This is a genomic window from Xanthomonas sp. NCPPB 2864 (assembly GCF_056675615.1).
On the sequence record NZ_JBWWVS010000003.1, the window covers coordinates 37,373 to 58,332 of the forward strand.

16 protein-coding genes are annotated in these 20,960 nt (G+C 66.7%); 11 read left to right on the forward strand and 5 right to left on the reverse strand.

Annotated features, from left to right (window positions below; genetic code table 11):
• The first annotated feature begins 152 nt into the window (after positions 1-152).
• Positions 153-422 carry an XAC0095 family protein gene (locus tag AC1KVE_RS08555; protein WP_104590522.1) on the forward strand — a complete coding sequence of 90 codons (270 nt, stop codon included), beginning with the start codon at positions 153-155 and terminating at the stop codon, positions 420-422.
• A gap of 2 nt (positions 423-424) precedes the next feature.
• On the opposite strand, the gene AC1KVE_RS08560 is transcribed toward AC1KVE_RS08555, so the two are convergent.
• The gene (locus AC1KVE_RS08560) at positions 425-1,054 is read right to left on the reverse strand and encodes a TetR/AcrR family transcriptional regulator (RefSeq protein ID WP_005920554.1); all 630 of its coding nucleotides are present in this window, start codon (positions 1,052-1,054) and stop codon (positions 425-427) included.
• A 173-nt stretch (positions 1,055-1,227) separates the two neighbouring features.
• On the opposite strand from AC1KVE_RS08560, the gene AC1KVE_RS08565 reads away from it, so the two are divergent.
• The 3 genes from AC1KVE_RS08565 (at position 1,228) to AC1KVE_RS08575 (ending at position 4,768) form a co-directional block, all read left to right on the forward strand.
• Positions 1,228-2,016 carry a histidine phosphatase family protein gene (locus AC1KVE_RS08565; RefSeq protein WP_126968486.1) on the forward strand — a complete coding sequence of 263 codons (789 nt, stop codon included), beginning with the start codon at positions 1,228-1,230 and terminating at the stop codon, positions 2,014-2,016.
• Positions 2,016-2,885 carry an NAD(P)H-hydrate dehydratase gene (locus AC1KVE_RS08570; protein ID WP_481092745.1) on the forward strand — a complete coding sequence of 290 codons (870 nt, stop codon included), beginning with the start codon at positions 2,016-2,018 and terminating at the stop codon, positions 2,883-2,885. The genes AC1KVE_RS08565 and AC1KVE_RS08570 overlap by 1 nt, the downstream gene beginning before the upstream one ends.
• A 323-nt stretch (positions 2,886-3,208) precedes the next feature.
• Entirely contained in the window at positions 3,209-4,768 is a 1,560-nt protein-coding gene (locus AC1KVE_RS08575; protein WP_481092786.1) for a glycoside hydrolase family 30 protein, read from the forward strand.
• Positions 4,769-5,041: 273 nt separating this feature from the next.
• On the opposite strand, the gene AC1KVE_RS08580 is transcribed toward AC1KVE_RS08575, so the two are convergent.
• Positions 5,042-5,944 (reverse strand): SDR family oxidoreductase, encoded by a 903-nt coding sequence (locus tag AC1KVE_RS08580; protein WP_154831605.1) that lies wholly within the window; start codon positions 5,942-5,944, stop codon positions 5,042-5,044.
• 184 nt (positions 5,945-6,128) lie between these two features.
• Between AC1KVE_RS08580 and AC1KVE_RS08585 the strand changes: the two genes are divergently transcribed.
• The gene (locus AC1KVE_RS08585; RefSeq protein ID WP_481092746.1) at positions 6,129-6,836 is read left to right on the forward strand and encodes a DUF429 domain-containing protein; all 708 of its coding nucleotides are present in this window, start codon (positions 6,129-6,131) and stop codon (positions 6,834-6,836) included.
• A gap of 1 nt (position 6,837) precedes the next feature.
• Here the strand turns inward: AC1KVE_RS08585 and AC1KVE_RS08590 are convergent, their stop codons facing one another.
• A complete protein-coding gene (locus AC1KVE_RS08590) occupies positions 6,838-9,192 on the reverse strand; it encodes a GH92 family glycosyl hydrolase (protein WP_481092747.1) in 2,355 nt (784 codons plus the stop codon).
• Positions 9,193-9,502: 310 nt separating this feature from the next.
• Between AC1KVE_RS08590 and AC1KVE_RS08595 the strand changes: the two genes are divergently transcribed.
• The 3 genes from AC1KVE_RS08595 (at position 9,503) to AC1KVE_RS08605 (ending at position 12,532) form a co-directional block, all read left to right on the forward strand.
• Complete coding sequence (locus AC1KVE_RS08595; protein WP_184431878.1) at positions 9,503-10,141, forward strand: alpha-ketoglutarate-dependent dioxygenase AlkB family protein; 639 nt, start codon at positions 9,503-9,505, stop codon at positions 10,139-10,141.
• A 379-nt stretch (positions 10,142-10,520) separates the two neighbouring features.
• A complete protein-coding gene (locus AC1KVE_RS08600; protein WP_039815453.1) occupies positions 10,521-12,230 on the forward strand; it encodes an FAD-dependent oxidoreductase in 1,710 nt (569 codons plus the stop codon).
• A complete protein-coding gene (locus AC1KVE_RS08605; RefSeq protein WP_016904212.1) occupies positions 12,227-12,532 on the forward strand; it encodes a UBP-type zinc finger domain-containing protein in 306 nt (101 codons plus the stop codon). Before AC1KVE_RS08600 ends, AC1KVE_RS08605 begins: the two co-directional genes overlap by 4 nt.
• Before the next feature lie 178 nt (positions 12,533-12,710).
• Here AC1KVE_RS08605 and AC1KVE_RS08610 read toward each other — a convergent pair whose 3' ends face one another.
• Positions 12,711-13,457, reverse strand: a complete 747-nt coding sequence (locus AC1KVE_RS08610; RefSeq protein ID WP_024938629.1) for an EAL domain-containing protein — start codon at positions 13,455-13,457, stop codon at positions 12,711-12,713.
• A gap of 148 nt (positions 13,458-13,605) precedes the next feature.
• Between AC1KVE_RS08610 and AC1KVE_RS08615 the strand changes: the two genes are divergently transcribed.
• Entirely contained in the window at positions 13,606-14,244 is a 639-nt protein-coding gene (locus AC1KVE_RS08615; RefSeq protein WP_481092748.1) for an HD domain-containing protein, read from the forward strand.
• Between the two features lie 652 nt (positions 14,245-14,896).
• Entirely contained in the window at positions 14,897-17,443 is a 2,547-nt protein-coding gene (locus tag AC1KVE_RS08620) for an excinuclease ABC subunit UvrA (protein WP_481092749.1), read from the forward strand.
• A gap of 506 nt (positions 17,444-17,949) precedes the next feature.
• Here AC1KVE_RS08620 and AC1KVE_RS08625 read toward each other — a convergent pair.
• Complete coding sequence (locus tag AC1KVE_RS08625; RefSeq protein ID WP_481092750.1) at positions 17,950-20,232, reverse strand: glycoside hydrolase family 3 N-terminal domain-containing protein; 2,283 nt, start codon at positions 20,230-20,232, stop codon at positions 17,950-17,952.
• Between the two features lie 173 nt (positions 20,233-20,405).
• Here AC1KVE_RS08625 and AC1KVE_RS08630 point away from each other — a divergent pair, with 173 nt between their 5' ends.
• A complete protein-coding gene (locus tag AC1KVE_RS08630) occupies positions 20,406-20,906 on the forward strand; it encodes a DUF421 domain-containing protein (protein ID WP_481092751.1) in 501 nt (166 codons plus the stop codon).
• The last annotated feature ends 54 nt before the right edge of the window (positions 20,907-20,960 follow it).

Sequence of the window (20,960 nt, forward strand, 5' to 3'; positions counted from 1 at the left end):
TGCAACCGACGTGATGCCTGCGTCGGGAGGGCGGCTAATACAACACCCGCAAGGGGAATACGCCCGCCGGCTACACGCGGTTTCGAGCCTCCCGACTTCCCTTCCGTCGCCTTGCGGCGGGCGGGCTGATTCCATGGAATGAGGAGCAGGCCATGTCGGACGTTGTACGAGATGCGCAGTCATACCCAGGCTACTACCTGCCAGAAGGCGCGCAATACCGCTTGCAGCAACTGCGCGACCATATGCGGTTTCTGGCGCGTCTGGCGCAGCCACGCACGCAGGCTGAAGAGCAGGCGCGGCAGCCAGCCATCTGCATGGACGAGTTGGCGTTTTGTCTGGAGCTGCTTGCCGATCAGATGACCCATGCGCTGAAGCAGATGCAGTGGGCGGCGAGTCTGGAAGACCAGGCGGAAAGTGGCTGACGCTACACCGGCGCAGACTTCAAAATCCCCGACAGACTCTCCCGCAGGATCAACTGCAGATGCATGCGGTTGAGTTCCATGCCGCTGGTCATCACGCTGTGCAGGCCGCCGCACATGGCGGCGACGGCGAAGACGCGGGCCTGGAATTCCTGTTCGCTGCTGGCCGGGTCGGCGTGGCCGCGCAACAGGCGCTTGAGCAGGGCGCTGAGGTGTTCGATCAGCGATGCGCTCTGCCGGCGCATGAAGGCGGCCAGCACCGGGTCGCGCAGGGTGGCCAGGTGCAGTTCCAGGTCGATGCGGGTGCGCTTGATGTTGATTTCCTGCAGCAGCCATTCTTCGAGCAGGCCGGCGATGAAATCCACCACGTGCACGTTGGCCGGGCGCTCCACCAGCCACATCTGGCGGATGGCGCGCATGTAGTTGCGCTCGAGCAATGCGCGCACCAGCGCGTCCTTGTCTTCGAAACGTTGCAGCAGGCTGCCGCAGCTGACCTTGGCGCGCTCGGCGATCAGCTCGAAGCTGGTGGCACTCAGGCCGATGACGTCGATGCACTGCTCGGTGGCGTCCAGCACCTCTTCCAGCAGCAGTTCTTCGCGCTCTTTTGCCGTGCGCAGCAACAGGACGTTGGACATGGGCAGCAGGGTGTCGGGGGGCTGCAGTATACCGGCGCGGCGTTACCCATCCGTTGCGTTCGCTTGTTGCTGTGCCATCAGTCATGGATGCGCGTGCGTATTGAAACACCGGTCACAGATGCGCTGGTCGACCATGTTTTCACGGCGGCTGTGCGACACGTGAGGTCGACGTTGTGCAGGAGAAGCATGTGAGTGAGAACAGTGCGGTAGCCGGTGTCTCGGCGCAGTGGCCGGCGCGGTTGTGGGTGGTGAGGCATGGGCAAAGCGCGGGCAATGTGGCGCGCGATGTGGCCGAGTCCAATGGCTCGGCCTTGATCGACCTGGAGCACCGCGATGCGGATGTGCCGTTGTCGGCGCTGGGCGAGCGCCAGGCCGAGGCGTTGGGGGCGTGGATGGCCGGTTTGCCCGAGCAGGAGCGCCCGACCCTGATCCTGAGTTCCACCTATGTGCGTGCGCGCCAGACCGCCGCTGCGGTGGCGCGTGCGCTGGGGCAGCCGGCCGATTCGGTCAGTGTGGACGAGCGTTTGCGCGAGAAGGAGTTCGGCGTCCTCGACCGTTACACCACGGCCGGCATTCTTGCGACCTTTCCCGAGCTGGCCGAGCAGCGCAAGCTGGTGGGCAAGTTCTACTTTCGCCCGCCCGGTGGCGAGAGCTGGTGCGATGTGATCTTCCGCCTGCGCGGGGTGGTGGGCGATCTGCAGCGCAACCATGTGGGCGCGCGGGTGCTGATCGTGGGGCATCAGGTGATCGTCAATTGCTTCCGCTACCTGATCGAGCGGATGGACGAGGCCACCATTCTGGGCATCGACCGCGAGGGTGATGTGCCCAATTGCGGCGTCACCGAATACGCGGCTGCGGCCGATGGGCAATCGCTGGAATTGCTGCGCACCAAGTTCGTGCCGCCGGAGCTGGCCGACGAGCCGGTGACCACCGAGTCCGATCGCCCGGCCGGGGCGCGCTGATGGCCGCCCCGCGCATGCGCATGCTCACCGCCGCCGCCTTGCGGGCGATGCCGTTGCCGGCCCCGGGTGGCGACAAGGAGCAGCGCGGGCGCGTGTTGATCGTGGGTGGCTCGATGCGTGTGCCCGGTGCGGTGCTGCTGGCCGGCGAGGCGGCGCTGCGCACCGGTGCGGGCAAGCTGCAGATCGCCACCGCCGCCAGTGTGGCGCCGGGCATGGCCTTGGCGGTGCCGGAGGCGCTGGTGCTGGGGTTGGCACAGAACGGGCAGGGCGAGATCGTGCGCGGGCATCGCGCGCTGGATGGGGCGATGGCGGCCTGCGATGCGGCAGTGATCGGGCCGGGGATGGCGTCGTCGGCCACCACCACGGCGATGGTCAGGCGCGCCGCCGAGCAGGCGGTGTGCACCTTGGTGCTGGATGCCGGTGCGTTGTCGCGTGGCCTGCGGGCGCCGATCGGCCGGCCATTCGTATTGACGCCGCATGCGGGCGAGATGGCGACCCTGGCCGGCGACGACAAGGCGGCGGTGGAAGCGGCGCCGGGCGCGTACGCGTTGAAGTTTGCGCAGAAGCTGCGCAGCGTGGTGATCGTCAAGGGCGCGGACAGTTTTATTGCCGGCCCGGATGGAGTGGTGTGGATGCATCGCGGGGGCGCGTCCGGGTTGGGCACGTCCGGGTCTGGCGATGTGCTGGCGGGATTGATTGCCGGCTTTGCCGCGCGCGGCTGCGATGCGTTGACCGCTGCGTTATGGGGCGTGTTTGTGCATGCGGCCGCGGGCAGGCAGTTGGCCAAGCGGATTGGGCCGGTGGGTTTTTTGGCGCGCGAACTTGGGTTGGAAGTGCCTGGGATTTTGGATCGGTTGGCGCGCCGCTGATCGACGCTCGTCGCGTTGAGGCCGCGCGCAGATCCAAAGCCCTTCTCCAGCGGGAGAGGGGTTGCGGTGAAGGTGCGTTTGCTGGAGTCGTGGGGCTGTCTTTCCAGTTGGGGTTTAGGTTGTTGCCTTGATTGCAGTGGGTTGGTTGCACTCTGAGCAGACGTACCCGCATCCGGCCCTTCGGGCCACCTTCTCCCGAGGGGAGAAGGGAAGGTCCGGCGATGGAAGGATGCACGGTTGCGCTCGTTTGTTGCGCGATGTTGCGCCGCGTTGGTCGGTTAGGCTTGTTCACCAACCTGGGAGGGTGCACGGTGAAGCGAACGATTGCGTGGTCGATGGTGGGGGTTCTGGGGGTTTGGGGTGCTGCGACTGAGACGGTGTTGGCATCTGCAGCAACAGCAGCAACAGCAACAACGCCGATTCCGGCGCCGGCATCGACGGCATCTGCATCCACGCCCGCATCGAAGGCGGTAGAGGCTGCGGCTGCGGATGCTGCTGCTGCACCAGCGGCACCCGCCGGCGCACTACGCGTTTACACCTCCGCCCAAGGCGCCACGCAGCAGATGCGTGTCAGCACTGCCGATGCGCCCACCGCCGGACATGCGTTGACCGAGAAAGAGAACTCCATCTTCGTCAATCCGCAGCGGCGCTTTCAGGAGCTGCTGGGCATCGGCGGGGCAATCACCGATGCCAGTGCCGAGACCTTCGCCAGGCTGCCCAAGCCCGCGCAGCGCGCCTTGCTCACTGCCTATTACGACCCGCAAAAAGGCATCGGCTATACGCTGGCGCGCACCACCATCCACAGCTCGGATTTCAGCAGCGGCAGCTACACCTACATCAAGGAAGGCGATGCGGCGCTGAAGAGTTTTTCGGTCAGGCACGATCAGCGCTATCGCATCCCGATGCTGCGCCAGGCCATTGCGGCGGCCGGTGGCAAGTTGACGACATTTGCCAGCCCGTGGAGCGCGCCGGCGTTCATGAAAGACAGCAACAACATGCTCAAGGGCGGCAAGTTGCTGCCCGCGTATGCGCAGGCCTGGGCCACCTATTACACGCGCTTTATCGCGGCCTACGAAAAGGCCGGCATCCCGATCTGGGGCATCAGCCTGCAAAACGAGCCGATGGCGGTGCAGACCTGGGAGTCGATGGTGTTTTCCGCCGAGGAAGAGCGCGACTTTTTGAAGAACCACCTCGGCCCGACGATGGAGCAGGCCGGCTATGGCGACCGCAAGATCATCGTGTGGGACCACAACCGCGACATGATGCTGCACCGCGCGCACGTGATCTTCGACGATCCGGAAGCGGCGAAATACGCGTGGGGCATGGGCTTCCACTGGTACGAGACCTGGGCCGGGTTCGCGCCGATGGTGGAGAACGTGGCGGCGGTGGCGCAGGCGTACCCGGACAAGCCGCTGTTGCTGACCGAAGCGGCGGTGGAAAAGTTCGACCCGGCAAAGTTGCAGTACTGGCCCAACGGCGAGCGCTATGGCACCGCCATCATCAACGATCTCAATCATGGTGCGGTGGGCTGGACCGACTGGAACATCCTGCTCGACCAGCACGGCGGGCCGAACCACGTGGGCAATTACTGCTTTGCGCCGGTGCATGCCGACACGCGCACCGGCGAGGTGACTTACACACCAAGCTATTGGTATATCGGCCACTTTTCCAAGTTCATCCGTCCCGGCGCGCGGCGGGTAAGTGCCGCCAGCAGCCGCAGCAATCTGGCAACGACGTCCTTTCTCAACACCGATGGCAGCCTGGCGACGGTGGTGATGAATGCCAGCGATGTGGCGATCCGTTACAACCTGTACGTGGGCGATGCATCGAGTGAGCTGGAGATTCCGGCGCATGCGATCCAGACGGTGGTGCTGACGCAATAAGCGCGGGCCGTGGGCGGAGCATTGTTGGGGTTGCGTACCCTCATCCGCCCTTGGGGCACCTTCTCCCGGCGGGAGAAGGGGGCTTCGCATGATCGAAGCCGTCTTCGCTTAGCTGGTCGAACTACCTTGCGTCTGCGTTTTCGCCGATGCATCGGGCGTCGAGACTGTCGCCAATACTAAAAACGCCACCAAAGAAACTCCTGCCGATCGCTACGCGTGCAACGATCGGCAGGGTTCTGGTGGCGTGACGTTGGAAGTGCGCTTCAAGCTAACTCAGGACAGCAACAAGCCACCGGTGGCACCAAACACTTCGCCGGTGACATAGCTGGATTCCTGCGAAGCCAGGATCACATACAGCGGCGCCATCTCCACCGGCTGGCCGGCGCGCTTGAGCGGGGTTTCCGAGCCGAACTCGGGAATCTTTTCCGGCGGCTGGCCACCGCTGGGTTGCAGCGGGGTCCATACCGGGCCGGGGGCGACGGCGTTGACGCGGATGCCCTTCTCGGCAACCTGTTGAGCCAGGCCCTTGGTGAAGTTGACGATGGCCGCCTTGGTGGACGCGTAGTCCAGCAGCGTCGGCGAGGGCTGGTAGGACTGGATCGAGCCGGTGTTGATAATGGATGCGCCCGGCGGCAGGTGCGGGATGGCCGCCTTGCACAGCCAGAACATCGCGTACACGTTGGTCTTGTAGGTGGCGTCGAACTGCTCGGTGGTGATGTCGGCGATGTCTTTCATCGCGGTCTGCTTGCCGGCGATGTTGACCAGCAGATCCAGCCCACCGAGCTCCTTGACCGCGCGTGCGACCAGTTCGTTGCAGAAAGCCTCATCCTTGAGATCACCGGGGATGCTGATCGCCTTGCGGCCTTCGGCCTCGATCAACTTCACCACTTCCGCAGCGTCCTGCTCTTCTTCCGGCAGGTAGTTCAACACGATGTCGGCGCCTTCGCGTGCGTAGGCGATTGCAGTGGCGCGGCCAATGCCCGAGTCGGCGCCGGTGATCAGCGCCTTGCGGCCCTTCAGGCGGCCGAAGCCCTGGTAGCTCTGCTCGCCGTGGTCGGCCTTGGGCTGCAATGCATGGATGGTGCCCGGCGCTTCCTGGGTCTGCTCGGGGAACTTGGGCTGCGGAAACTGGGTGAGCGGGTTCTGCATTTCGTACTGGTTCTTGGTGCTGGACATGCGCTGGCTCCTGCAGTGGGGGATGGCAGTGCCGCAGCGTGCTGCGGCCGATGCGGAGCAGTCTGGAAACCATGGCGATGCGTGCGGGTGAACGAATGTTGTGCATGATGTGAACGCGCCACGCAGATGGCGCGCGTGCGGTGCTGCTGCCCCGTACACGCAGGCCACGACCGGGAGGATCGCAATGCAGTGTGTAGGGATCGATGGCGCCGGCAGCTGCTGGCTGGCGGTGTGGCAGGCCGGCGATGGATTGCAGTTTGCCGGCTACCCCACGGTGGCCGCGGTGGCGAGCGCATTGGGGGACGTCGCCGTGCTGGGCGTGGATATCCCGATCGGTCTGAGCGAGCACGCGCCCCGCGCTGCGGATGTGCAGGCGCGGCGTTTTGTGGGTGGGCGCCGCGCATCCAGCATCTTTGCCGCGCCATTGCGCGGCATGCTGCATGCACCCACGCAGGTGGAAGCGTCTGCGTTGCATCGGGTGCTGGACCACGACGGGCAGCGTGGCTTTGGCGTGCAGTCGTTTGCGCTGCTGTCGAAGATTCGCGCCTGGGACGATGCCTTGCGCGCCGATCCGGCGTGGGCGGAGCGCGTGTTCGAAGTACACCCGGAAGTGTCGTTCGCCGTGCTCGCCGGCGGGCACGGCCTGGCGGCGGGCAAGAAGAGCAGTGCAGGCCACCAACAGCGCGCCGCCTTGCTGGGCCAGTGCTATGGCGCCAGGCAGGTGGCCGCGTTGCTGGAGCGCGTGCCGCGTGCGCTGGCCAAGCCGGACGATGTGCTGGATGCCCTGGTGGCCTGCTGGAGCGCGCAGCGCATTGCCGCAGGCACCGCCGGCAGCCTGCCGGCGGTGGTGGAGCGCGACGCCTGCGGGCTACGCATGGGCATTCACTACTGACTCAGCGCGTCTGCGTCGACATCGAATACGGCCGCTGCGCCGGATCGGTGGCCCACTGCGTGTTCGGCGTAGCCTGCATGCGGAAGCGCAACTCGCCGCCGGCCTGGATTTCTTCATGCGTGAGGTAGGCGCGGGTCAGCGGCTGGCCGTTGAGGGTGGCGCTGCCGACGTAGCTGCGCGCCTTGCTCAGGCCATCGGCGATCACGCTGAAGCGCTTGCCATTGGGCAGCTTGAGCGTGGCGCGCGGCAGGAACGGCCGGCCGATGATGTACTGGTTGCTGCCCGGTGCTACCGGATAAAAACCCAGCGTGGTGAACACGTACCAGGCCGACATCTGGCCAAGGTCATCATTGCCGGCCAGGCCTTCGGGGCCGGCGTGATACTGGGTGTCCATGATCTGGGTCAGCCGCGCCTGGGTGCGCCAGGGCTGGCCGGCGTAGGCGTACAGATAGGCGACATGGTGGCTGGGTTCGTTGCCGTGCGCGTACCAGCCGATCAGGCCGGTGATGTCTTCCATATGCGCGAACACCTTGGGGTCGACCTTGGCATCGAACACCGCATCCAGGCGCGCCAGCAGCTTGTCGTCGCCGCCATGTGCGGCGGCAAGCCCGGCGACGTCCTGCGGCACATACCAGGAGTATTGCCAGGCATTGCCTTCAGTGTAGTCGCTGCCGTAGCCGCTAGTGGATGGATCGAATGGTTCGCGGAAGTTGCCGGCACGGGTACGCGCGCGCATGTAGCCAGTGGCCGGGTCGAAGGCATGCTTCCAGTTGCCGGCGCGCTTGCTGAATTCTGCGGCGATGGCGGGCTTGCCGAGCTTGTCGGCCATGCGCGCGATGGTCCAGTCGTCGAAGGCGTATTCCAGCGTCTTGGAGGCGGCTTCGCCTTCTTCGTCGATGGGCACGTAGCCCAGCTCGAGGTACTGCGCGATGCCGTCGTAGGGGCCGTAGTTGGCGCTGGCGACCATGGCATCGAGCGCTTCGTTGGCATCGAAGCCGCCGATGCCTTTCATGTAGGCGTCGGCAATCACCGGCACGGCGTGGTAGCCGATCATGCACCAGGTTTCCAGGCCGTGGAACGCCCAGACGGGCAGGATGCCGTAGGCGCTCTCGCGGCGCGAGGCGAGCAAGGAATTGACCATGTCGCTGCTGCGTTGCGGCGGCTGCACCAGGGTCAGCAGCGGATGCAGGGCGCGGTAGGTGTCCCACAGCGAGAAGGTGGAGTAGTTGGTCCAGCCATGCGCTTGATGCACGGCGTTGTCCGGCCCGCGGTACTGGCCATCGCTGTCCATGAACAGGGTGGGGCCAAGCAGGGTGTGATACAGCGCGGTGTAGAGCTGGGTGCGTTGTTGCGGCGTGCCTTGCGCATCGATCGCCGACAGCGCCTGTGTCCACTGCGCGCGCGCATCGGCGCGCACGCGGTCGAAATCGAAATCGGGCACTTCCGCATCGAGATTGGCGATGGCGCCGGCCTCGCTGACCGGCGACAGCGCAACCTTGACCACCAGCGGCGTGCCATCGTTGGCAACGTCGAACACGCCGACCAGTTGCCGGCCTTCGATCTGTGCGCGCTGCGCGGGGTTCTTCTCGCCCGGCGGCGGAAAGCCCTTGTACGGGACGTCCTGCTCGGTGTCGTGCAATTGGGTGGCGGTGAGCGGGCGGGAGAAGCGCATGGCGAAGTACAGCTGGCGGCCGGGTGCCCAGCCGCGGGTTTCGCGAAAGCCGGTCACGGTGCCATCGCCGCGTACGCGCAGCCGCGACCACTGCACCTTGCCGGGGTAGTCGTACAGGCTGGTGCGCAGGTCCACCAGTACATGCGCCGGCGTGCCCTTGGGGAAGGTGTAGCGATGCACGCCCACGCGCGCACTGGCGGTGAGTTCGGCGCGGATGTTGCGGTCTTTCAAGGTCACCGCGTAATAGCCGGGTTGCGCCTGCTCGCTGGCATGGTCGAACTGCGCGGTATAGCCGCTGCCCGGTGTAGCGACATCGCCGCGTTCGAGTTTGACCTGGCCGGTCTGCGGCATCAGCAACACATCGCCCAGGTCCGAATGCCCGGAGCCGGAAAAGTGCGTGTGCGAGAAGCCGACAATCGTGGTGTCGCCATGCCGGTAACCGGCGGCCCAGCCATAGGCCTCCTTGCGCGGCTTGATCTGCGTGTCCGGGCTCAGCTGCACCATGCCGAACGGCAGCGTGGCACCGGGATAGGTGTGGCCTTCGCCACCGGTGCCGATCAACGGGTCCACCGCGCTGAAACCCGCGTCGTCCGCGCGTGGCGCCGCATTGCCGGCAAAGCTGACGCAGGCGGCAAGCAGCGCCAGCCAACGCAAAGGAGAGAAGGCGATTGAGCGATGCTGCATGCGAACGGTTCCAGGCGGATGCAGCGCCGGACCGTAGCACAGCTGTCGGGCCTGATCGCATGACATCCATGCCTGCATCGTTGAGCTCGCTAACCCGTGCGCGGCGGGCGGCGGTGATGCGTGCGCCTGTCTTGGAGAGGTTGCCGGCGCTGCGCGCAGGAGGCAGCGGATGCGCAGGTCGGTCGCCTTTCTGTGCGCAACGAGCGCAATGCCAGCAACTGCGAGAGAGCGTGCGAATGCGGGGCTTCGGCTACGGGCAATCTCAACGCCGGGCTGCTGAAATCGCGCAAACCGTCCGCATATCACCCGGATGGATCTGTTCGATACTCCCACCGCGCCCGTGCAGCTGCTGCACGATACGCAGGGCGGCGTGCGCTATTGGCCGCAGCTGCTGGCGCCTGCTGTGGCGCAGCAGTGCTTTGCCGCGTTGCGTCAGGCGACCGACTGGCGCAGCCAGCGCCGCGAGATGTACGACCGTGTGGTGGAGGTGCCGCGCCTGCTGGCCTCGTATCGGCTGGACGCACCGCTTCCGCCCGGGTTGCCACTGCAGGCGCTGCTCGATGCGGTGCAGGCCGTGTTGCCCGCGCCGTACAACGCGGTGGGCCTGAATCTGTATCGCGATGGCCGCGACAGCGTGGCGATGCATCACGACAAGCTGCAGACGTTGCTGGCGCCGCATCCGATCGCGTTGGTGTCGCTGGGTGCGACGCGGCGGATGCAGCTGCGCGCAAAGGACGGCAACACGCGTGCGATCGGTGTGGAGCTGGCGCCCGGCAGCCTGCTGGCGATGAGCCATGCCTCGCAACTGAGCCACGAGCACGGCATCGCCAAGACCGCGCGTGCGGTGGGCGAGCGCATCAGCGTGGTGTTTCGCGTGCGCCCGGCCGAGCGCATGGCCGCCGGCCAGCACGGGCCGCACTGGGAGGCGGTACAACCGGAGCGTGACTGACAAGGCGTGGTGTGGCTTCGTCGGCACGGTGCGGAGCAAGCCGGAGTCTCCCGGGCAACAGGAGCGACGGGATCACACGAGTGCCGTGTACCGGCTGCGGGCCCAGTGCCGTGTTCGCTTGGCCGCCAGCGCAGCAGCTACGTCGGCAACGTTCTGCGCGTACGGTTGCGGTTGATTGTGCCGGTCACCGCTGGTGAGCGTGCGGTACCGCTGGCAGCCGCGTGAGGTGTCTTGCCTGCGCAAACACCGCACTGGAGTGCACGCGCGTACTGCTCGTGCATGCGCGCTCTGTCGCGCCCGGCATGGCCCTTTCGGGTGATTGCCATCACCCTCACGGCTGGCCATGCTTGCATGTACTCCCCCTCAGCGTCGCCATTCCATGTCCCTGGCCGATACCCGCCACCATCAGATGTTCCCCGAGCTGGACTCGGGCCAATTGGCGATCACGCGGCGGTTTGCCAGCGGGCCGGCGCAGCGTTTCGATGCGGGCGAGCTCGTCTTCGACGTGGGCGATGCGCACGCGCCGGTGTGGGTGGTGCTGGAAGGCGCCATCGAAGTGGTGCGTCGCGACGGGTTGGGCAACGAAAAGCCGATCACCTTGCAGACGCCCGGCCAGTTCACCGGCGAGGTCAGCCAGCTGGCCGGGCGCGCGTCGCTGGCCGGTGGGCGTGCCGGGCCGCAGGGCTGCCTGGCGCTGCCGTTCGACACCGCACATCTGCGCGCGTTGATGATCAGCTCGGCCGAAGTGGGCGAGGTGGTGATGCGTGCGTTGATCCTGCGCCGCGTCGGCCTGATCGAAGGCGATGCCTCCGGCTCGGTATTGATCGGCGAGCCGGACGATCCGCATCTGACCCGTTTGCAGGGCTTTCTCACCCGCAACGGTTACCCGAATACGGTGATCGATGCCTCCGACGAGGAAGGCCGCGCGTTGGTGCAGCGCTTCGGCATCCAGGAGCAGGAACTGCCGGTGATGGTGTGCCCGAGTGGGCGGGTGCTGCGTCAGCCCAGCGATGCCGAAGCGGCGCATTGCCTGGGCATGACGCCGGACATCGACCCGGACAAGCGCTACGACGTGGCCATCGTCGGCGCCGGCCCGGCCGGTCTGGCGACGGCGGTGTATGCGGCCTCCGAAGGCCTGTCGGTGCTGGTGCTGGACCAGCGCGCCATCGGCGGCCAGGCCGGTGCCTCGGCACGCATCGAAAACTATCTTGGCTTTCCGACCGGCATTTCCGGCCAGGCGCTGGCCGGGCGCGCCTATAACCAGGCGCTGAAATTCGGCGCCGAACTGGCGATTCCGATCGAGGCCGGTACGCTGGAATGCGGGCGCGACGATGGTGCGCTGAAGCTGGATCTGGCCGACGGCAAGCAGCTGCTGGCCAGCACCGTGGTGGTTGCCTCCGGGGCGCGTTACCGGCGCCCGGAGATCGACGGACTGGAGCGTTTCGAAGGCCATGGCGTGTCGTACTGGGCCTCGCCGGTGGAAGCGCGGCTGTGCGAGGGCGGCGTGGTGGCGCTGGTGGGCGGCGGCAATTCCGCCGGCCAGGCCGTGGCGTTTCTGGCACCGCGGGTGAAGGAACTGCACCTGATCATTCGCGGCGAAGGGCTGGAATCGTCGATGTCGCAATACCTGATCGACCGCATCGCCGTGCTGCCGAACGTGCAGCTGCATACCGGCACCGAAGTGTCGGCGCTGGAAGGCGACCCGGAGCGCGGCCTGCAGGCGGCGGTGTTGCGCACGCGCGCCGATGGGCAGACCACACGGGTGGAATTGCGGCACCTGTTCCTGTTCGTCGGCGCCGACCCCAACACCGGCTGGCTGCAGCAGTGCGTGGAGACCGATGCGCGTGGCTTCGTCGTCACCGGCAACGCACGCGGCGATGGCGTGCCGGCCTGCCTGCCGCTGGAAACCAACCGCCCCGGCGTGTTCGCCATCGGCGATGTGCGGGCCGGCTCGGTCAAGCGCGTGGCCGCGGCGGTGGGCGAGGGCGCGGCGGTCGTCGCGCAGATCCATCAATACCTGGCACACCAGGCCAACCCGGTGCCGGCATCCGAACTTGTCAGTGCCTCACAGGAGTCCACCACCTCATGAGCGACCAGTGCACACATACCGCGCAGATCAGCGAGGTTACGCCCAGCGCACGTGGCTGCGAAGACTGCCTGGCCATCGACAGCACCTGGGTGCATCTGCGCCTGTGCCGCAGCTGCGGCCACGTGGGGTGCTGCGATGATTCGCCGCACAAGCACGCCACGGCGCACTATCACGCCACAAGCCATCCCATCATCGAAGGCTACGACCCGCCCGAAGGCTGGGGCTGGTGCTATGTGGACGAAGTGGAAGTGGAATTGCCGGACCAGACGCCGCAGCTGGGGCCGATACCGCGGTATGTGTGAGGCGGCGCGGTTGGTTGGCGGGGTGTGGATGGGGCTAGGCGCCGCTGGGAATCGGGATTGGGGAATCGGGAATCGTAAAAGCGGTTTGCGTGCTGTTTGATTTGATCGGGTGGGGATTTTGTGTGGGGCGATGGCAAGTCTGCTGAGGGGGGCGGTTCGCTTGTTTCGTGGCGCCCACTTACTCCGGCCAGTGCACCTGCGGTAGCTCGCCGATTGTTGGGCGGGCGAACAGATAGCCTTGCTGCAGGTGGATGCCCATGTCGCGCAGGGTGCGGTATTCGTCCGGGTGTTCGATGCCTTCGGCAATGACGGCGATGCCGAGTTCCTCGCACATGCGGGTGGTGTGGCGGACGATGGCCTGGCGGCTGCGGTCGGCGTCGATGCCGCGCACCAGGGCGATGTCCAGCTTGAGCAGGTCCGGCTGGAAATCGGCCAGCAGGCCGAGGCCGGAATAGCCGGCGCCGAAGTCGTCGATGGCGGTCTTCAGGCCGCGCGCCTGATAGGTGCGCATGATGTCGAGCAGATGCGCCGGCTCGGCCAGGTGTTCCTGTTCGCTGACCTCGAAGATGATGGCGTCCAGCGGCCAGCCGTACTGCGCGGTGGCCGAGAGCGTGGCGCGCAGGCAGTGTTCGGGGTTGTAGACCGCGTTGGGCATGAAGTTGATCGACAACAAGGCCGGCAGCGCGATCTGCGCGGCGCATTCGATCGCCTTGATGCGGCAGGCCTGGTCGAAGGCGTAGCGGTTGCGCTCATCCACGGCGGCCAGGATGCTGCCGGCCGATTCGCCGTTGACGCCGCGCACCAGCGCCTCGCCGGCGTAGATGCTGCGGGTGGACACGTCCACGATCGGCTGGAACGCCATGGTGATGGCGGTGGGAAAGTCCTGGCCGTCGCGGCAGGCGTTGCAAACGGGGAGCGTGGGCATGGCTGAGCAATCGTGCGGCGTGGAGGTAGCCTAGCGGTATCGGCCGCAACAGCGCGTCATTGAGTCTGCACACGCATCCTCGCGCCATCCTCACCTGGGGCGTCACCGGGCTCGGCGATAATGCGCCATTCCCCGCATCGGACGCCCCATGACCGCTCTCACCGAACGTTACGCCCTGGCCGTGGATTACGCGCGCATCGCCCATGCCGGGCAGGTACGCAAGGGCACGCAGATTCCGTATCTGAGCCATTTGCTGGGCGTGTCCACGCTGGTGCTGGAATGCGGCGGCGACGAAGAGCAGGCCATCGCCGGGCTGCTGCACGATGTGGTGGAAGACTGCGGCGGCGGTCACGAGGCCTCGATCCGCGCGCAGTTCGGCGATGCAGTGGCCGACATCGTGATGGCATGCACCGATGCCACCGCCGAAGACAAGGCCGAGGTGGACAACACCGCCAGCGCACGCAAACGCGACTGGCGCGAGCGCAAGCTGGCCTACCTGGAGCACCTGCGCAACACGCCCGAGCGCGCCTTGCTGGTGTCCGGCTGCGACAAGCTCTATAACGCGCGCACCATCGTGCAGGACCTGGAAAACCCGGACGTGGGCCAGGACATCTTCAACGTATTCACCGCAGGGCGCGCCGGCACGTTGTGGTACTACGGCGAGCTTGAGGAGATCTTCCGCACGCGTGGCGCGGCGACTGCACGGCTGTTCAGTGGTGTGGTGGCGCGCATGCAGGCGCTGGCGGAGAACGGCGAGCAGCCGGTGCCGGCGCACGCGCTGGGGTGATTGCGCTGCAGAGCGGCTGGTTTGCTGGTTTGTGAGTTGGCTGCAGGGCCCTTGCCCGCCCACCCTCGCAGGACACGCCGCAAGTACGTCCGTGTAGGCTCTTACGCGGCATCCATGCCGCGTAAGGTCCCGCGACGGTGGGCGGACAAGGGCCAGTTGAGTTGGCCGGCGCGCATGGTTTTCGATAAGGCAACCGACTGACTTTCTGGTGAGGTGTTCTCGCCGCTCTTGACGCTGTGGGTTTGCTGCAGGGCCCTTGCCCGCCCACCCTCGCAGGACACGCCGCAAGTACGTCCTTGTAGGCTCTTACGCGGCATCCCTGCCGCGTAAGGTCCCGCGACGGTGGGCGGACAAGGACCAGTTGAGTTGGCCGGCGCGCATGGTTTTCAACAAAGCAGCCGGCAACTGTCTTGTGCGGTGTCCTCGCCGCTTGCGGGACCGTGTGGTGGCATGGATGCCGCCATCTAGCCCCCACGAACGGGTTTACGGCATAGCCCGCGAGCGGTGAGGGCACCGCGCCTTCGACCGATGCATTCCAGGGCGATCAGCGGGTTGCTTGATTGAAGCACCGCAGGACTCGCTGTCAACACTGACACCGGCTGTATGCGGCACGCGGTAGGCTGGCGCATTGTCGAATGTCGGTGTGTCACTCATGTCCAGCGCAGCGTCGTCTTCCTCCGGCCTGGTGCGCGTGCGCGGTGCGCGCGAGCACAACCTCAAGAACGTGGACGTGGACATCCCGCGCGACGCGCTGGTGGTGTTCACCGGGGTGTCCGGCTCAGGCAAGTCGTCGCTGGCGTTCGGTACCGTATTTGCCGAAGCGCAGCGGCGTTACCTGGATTCGATCTCGCCGTATGCGCGGCGCCTGATCGACCAGGTCGGCGTGCCGGAAGTGGATTCCATCGAAGGCCTGCCGCCGGCGGTGGCCTTGCAGCAGGCGCGCGGCGCGCCGAGTGCGCGCTCGTCGGTGGGCAGCGTCACCACCATCTCCAATTCCCTGCGCATGCTGTATTCGCGTGCGGGCAGCTACCCGCCGGGGCAGGACATCATCTACGCCGACGGCTTTTCGCCCAATACCCCGGCCGGTGCCTGCCCCACCTGCCATGGCCTGGGGCGGATCTACGATGCGACCGAGGCGACCATGGTGCTGGATCCCACGCTGAGCATCCGCGATCGCGCGGTTGCCGCCTGGCCCGGTGCCTGGCATGGCCAGAACCAGCGCGACATCCTCACCACATTGGGCCACGACGTCGATCTGCCGTGGCACAAGCTGCCGAAGAAAACCCGCGACTGGATCCTCTACACCGACGAGCAACCGGTGGTGCCGGTGTACGCCGGCTACAGCCTGGACGAGGCCAGGCGCGCGCTGCGCCGCAAGGAAGAGCCCAGCTACATGGGCACCTTCACCAGTGCGCGGCGCTATGTGCTGCACACCTTTGCCACCACGCAGAGCGCGCAGATGAAAAAGCGCGTGGCGCAGTACCTGGTCAGCACGCAGTGTTCGCAGTGCGACGGCAAGCGGCTGCGCCGCGAGGCGCTGTCGGTGACCTTCGCCGGCCTGGATATCGGCGAGCTGTCGCGGCGGCCGCTGGATGAGGTGGCCGACCTGTTGCGCCCGGCTGCGGAAGGTGCCGGTGGCAAGCGCAACGACAAGCGCAAGCAGGCCGACACGCATCCCGAGCAAGCGATTGCCGCGCAACGCATCGCCGCCGACCTGCGTGCGCGGATCGAGGTGGTGCAGGCGCTGGGCCTGGGTTATCTCAGCCTGGAGCGCAGCACGCCGACGCTGTCGCCGGGCGAGCTGCAACGGCTACGGTTGGCCACGCAGATCCGTTCGCAGTTGTTCGGCGTGGTGTATGTGATGGACGAGCCATCGGCGGGCCTGCATCCGGCCGATGCGCAGGCCTTGCTGGGCGCGCTGGATCAGCTCAAGGCCGCCGGCAATTCAGTATTCGTGGTCGAACACGAGGTGGATGTGATCCGCCACGCCGACTGGATCGTCGACGTCGGCCCGGCTGCCGGCGTGCACGGCGGGCAGGTGCTGTACAGCGGCCCGCCCGCGGGACTGGAGCAGGTGGAGGCCTCGTCCACGCGGCGTTACCTGTTCGGCACCCCGCCGCAGGTGCACAGCCATGCGCGTGCGGCCACCGGTTGGCTGCAACTGCGCGGCATCACCCGCAACAATGTGCGCGAGCTGGATGTGGACCTGCCGCTGGGGGTATTCACCACCGTGACCGGTGTGTCCGGCTCGGGCAAGTCGTCGCTGGTGAGCCAGGCATTGGTGGAACTGCTGGCCGCCCATCTTGGACAAACCCAGGCAGATGAAGACGAAGCGCTGGACCCGCTGGAGCGCGGCACGCAGGTGCCGCTGGGTGGTGCGATCGTCGGCGGGCTCGACCAGGTGCGCCGCCTGGTGCGGGTGGACCAGAAACCGATCGGCCGCACGCCACGTTCCAACTTGGCCACCTACACCGGCCTGTTCGATCCGGTGCGCAAGTTGTTTGCCGCCACACCGGCCGCGCGCCGCCGTCGTTACGACCCGGGGCAGTTTTCGTTCAACGTCGCCAAGGGCCGCTGCGCCACCTGCGAGGGAGAGGGCTCGGTGCATGTGGAATTGCTGTTCATGCCCAGCGTGTACGCGCCATGCCCCAGCTGCCACGGCGCGCGCTACAACGCCAAGACCCTGGAGATCGCGCTGCGGGGTCACAACATCGCGCAGGTGTTGGCGATGACGGTGGACCAGGCCGCCAGCTTCTTTGCCGACGACGCCAGCGTGCTGCGCCCGTTGCAGGTATTGCGCGAAGTGGGGCTGGGCTATCTGCGGCTCGGCCAGCCGGCCACCGAGCTGTCCGGCGGCGAGGCGCAACGCATCAAGCTGGCCACCGAGCTGCAACGCGCGCAGCGGCGCGACACCGTGTACGTGCTGGACGAGCCGACTACCGGCCTGCATCCGGCCGATGTGGATACCTTGATGCGTCAGCTGCAAGGCCTGGTGGAGGCGGGCAATACAGTGATCGTGGTCGAGCACGACATGCGCGTGGCCGCCAGCAGCGACTGGGTGCTGGACATGGGCCCGGGCGCGGGCGGCGCGGGTGGCGCTGTCGTGGCGGCGGGTGCGCCGGAGGCGGTTGCGCGGCAGCGCGGCAGCCGCACTGCGCCGTTCCTTGCAGAGGTGTTGCGCGGAAATAAGATCGGCTGACAAACCTTTCGAAGGTTGTAGCGATGGCGTCAGCATGTTGGCCAGACGCACCTTCGATGACGCGTGAATCGATCTCGGCATGGCAGCGAGTTGCTCGCGTCGAAGAACTGATCAGACCGCACTGCATCGCATCGCATTGCAGGGCACGGCATCACTGCTCCTGACCACGCACACCGACCAACCCGACGGGTTCTTGCCCGCCTACCGTCGCGGGACCTTACGCGGCATGGATGCCGCGTAAGCGCCTACAGGGACGTACTTGCGGCGTGTCCTGCGATGGTGGGCGGGCAAGGACCCCGCAGCAAACCCGCAGATCGTCCGCTGTAAACCGGGGCACACGCACCGTCCAATCCCCCCTCAAGACCCAGTTCCGTCTCAATGCGACCGAGAGCGTGAGCGCAATAGGGATGTGTTCCCGAGCCAACCTGGGCGCGATGCCCTCTGCGTGAGCGGGATACGCCCCATATCCATCCCCTGAGCTGAGCCATTCCGATTGCCGCTGGCGCTCAGCCCATCAATTCAAAACTCGCAGACACGCCCTCGGCCTCTGCAGAGGGCGCCACCCACACATCGAACACACCGGGCTCCACGGTGGGCGCGAGCGTCTGGCCGATAAACAACAGGTCAGCCCGCTGCAGCACGAACTCCACCACCGCGCTGCCGCCCGCCGGCACCGCCAGCTTGCGGAAGTCCTTCAGCTCGCGCACCGGGCGGGTGATGCTGGCGCTGCGGTCGCGGATGTAGAGCTGCGCCACTTCCTCGGCATCGCGCGTGCCGCGGTTGTGGATGCGCGCGCTGATGCGCAGGCTGCCGGCCGCCGCCATGCGTGCATCGCTCAAGCGCAGCTCGCCGTATTCGATGCGGCCATAGGTCAGGCCGTGTCCGAACGGAAACAACGCGGCATTGGGCGCGGTGCGGTAGCGGGTCTTGAACGGTTGCAAGGCATCCGGGCGCGGGTCGGCACGGCCGCTGGGCTTGTGCGCATAGCTATAGGGCACCTGCCCGGCGGTGTGCGGAAAACTCATCGGCAGGCGCCCGGACGGACCGTGCGCGCCGAACAAGATGTCTGCCAGCGCGGCGCCCGATGCCGAGCCCAGGAACCAGCCGACCAGGATCGCCGGCGCCTTGAGCACCGGGCCATCGATCACCAGCGCTCGGCCGTTGCTGAGCACCACCACCACCGGCGTGCCGGTGGCTGCCACTGCGGCCAGCAGCGCTTGCTGCACGGCGGGAATGACGATCTCGCTGCGCGATTGCGCTTCGCCGGAGTAGCGCATCGGCTCGCCGATCGCCAGCACTGCCACATCCGCAGACGCCGCTGCGGTGACGGCCGCCTGCACGCCGCCGGGCAGGCCATGTTCGAAGTCGCAGCCTTCCACCACCTGCAGGCTGTCCGGGTTGCCCAGCCGCGCGCGCACTGCAGTGGCCAGGTCGTTGCCGCTGTCGTCGCCGCCGAACAGCGTCCACGGGCCGGCGCTGTCGGTCCAGTTGCGTGCCATCGGCCCGATCAGCGCGATGCGTTGCCCCTGCGTCTTGAGCGGCAGCAGCTCGCCATCGTTCTTGAGCAGCACGATGGATTTGCGCGCCGCCTCGCGCGCCAATGCCAGGCTGTCCGGGCGCCGCTGCCGCGCCTGCGCGCGTGCCGGCACAATGCGCAGGAACGGATTGTCGAACAATCCAAGCTCGGCCTTGAATTGCAGCACGCGCCGCACCGAGGCATCCAGCTGCGCCATCGTCACGTCGCCGGCGGCCACCAGCGCCGGCAGATGCTGCAAGTACAGCCCGCTCTGCATGCTGATGTCAACACCGGCCAGGAACGCCAGCCTGGTCGCCTCGCGCGCATCGCTGGCAAACCCGTGCCCAATCAGTTCCAGATCGCCGGTGTAGTCGGACACCACCAGGCCGCGGTAGTCCCACTCGCCGCGCAATACCTCGCCCAGCAACCAGCGATTGGCGGTGGCAGGGATGCCGGCGATCTCGTTGAAGGCCACCATCGTGGTCACTGCGCCGGCATCGAAGGCAGCCTGGAACGGTGGGAAATAGACTTCGCGCAGGCTGCGCTCGGAGATGTCGACGGTGTTGTAGTCCAGCCCCGCCTCGGCGGCGCCATAGGCCGCGAAATGCTTGGGGCAGGCCGCGAGTGCATCGGCATGATCCAGGCCCTCGCCCTGGAAGCCGCGCACGCGGGCCTGCGCAAAGCGCCGGCCGAGCAGCACGTCTTCGCCGCTGCCTTCCACGCCGCGCCCCCAGCGTGCATCGCGCGCGATATCCACCATCGGCGCGAAGGTCCAGTCGATGCCGACCGCACTGGCCTCCAGTGCGGCCGCACGCGCGGTGCGTTGCGCCAGCGCCGGCTCGAAGCTGGCGGCCTCGGCCAGCGGCACCGGAAACACCGTGGTGAACCCGTGGATCACATCGGCGGCAAACAGCAGCGGAATCTTCAGGCGACTCTGCAGCGCGGCCTGTTGCAGTTGCTGATGCCACAGCACATTGGAGCCATTGAAGATGCCGCCCACCCGCCCGGCACGCGCGGCGGCAAGCTGGCCCTCGGCCGTGGGCACGGTATTGATCGGATTGGCCGCTGCGGCCGCATCGGTCTGCTGCGCCGAACCGGACAGCGTCAGCTGGCCGGCTTTTTCCTCCACGCTCATGCGCGCGATCAACGCATCGATAAAGGCCGGCGCCGCGGCCGCACGACGCGGCAGCGCAACTCCCAGCGGTACCTGTGCCAACACTGCTGCCGAGGCGGTGCCCAGCAGCAACCCGCGACGCGTGATCCCTTTCCGCATGCCCGCCATCCCCGTCTGTCCAGGCCAGACGCTAACGGATCGCCAGCGAAAAGCCGTGATGCGCTGCACGATGGATGCCGGGCGGGCGGTCTCGGCAACGATGGCGACAGCACGGCGCCTTCACCGTTTCCGCACTAGCGTGCGCCATCGATCAACGGCGGTCAGGACACACGATGCTGGACGTGGAAACACGCGTGCGCTTTTACGAAATGATGCACCTGGACATGCCGTGGTGGGAGTTCGTGCTGCGTGCGGTAGCGGTCTATACCGTGGTCCTGCTGTTGACGCGCCTGACCGGCAAGCGCGCGTTGGGCCAATCCACGCCGTTCGACGTGCTGCTCATCGTGCTGCTGGGAACCGCGGTGCAGAACTCGTTGATCGGCAGGGACGTCTCGCTGCTGGGCGGCATGATCCTGGCGGCCACCTTGCTGGTGTTGAACTGGCTGGTGGGCATGGCCACCGCGCGCAGCCGGCGGATCGATACCTGGGTGCAGGGCACCCCGGCGCTGCTGGCGCGTGGCGGTGAGATCTACTGGAAGGAACTGGTCCGCCACAATGTCAGCTACGCCGATTTCGAAGTGGCAAAACGCAAGGCCGATTGCCGCGACGATGCCGATATCGACATGGCGATCCTGGAGACCTCCGGGGAGATCAGCATCCTGAAAAAGCGCTAGCGCGCCGGCAGGCCGGCGTGCATGCCGGCGGTGCCGCCGCACCAGCGTGGCAGC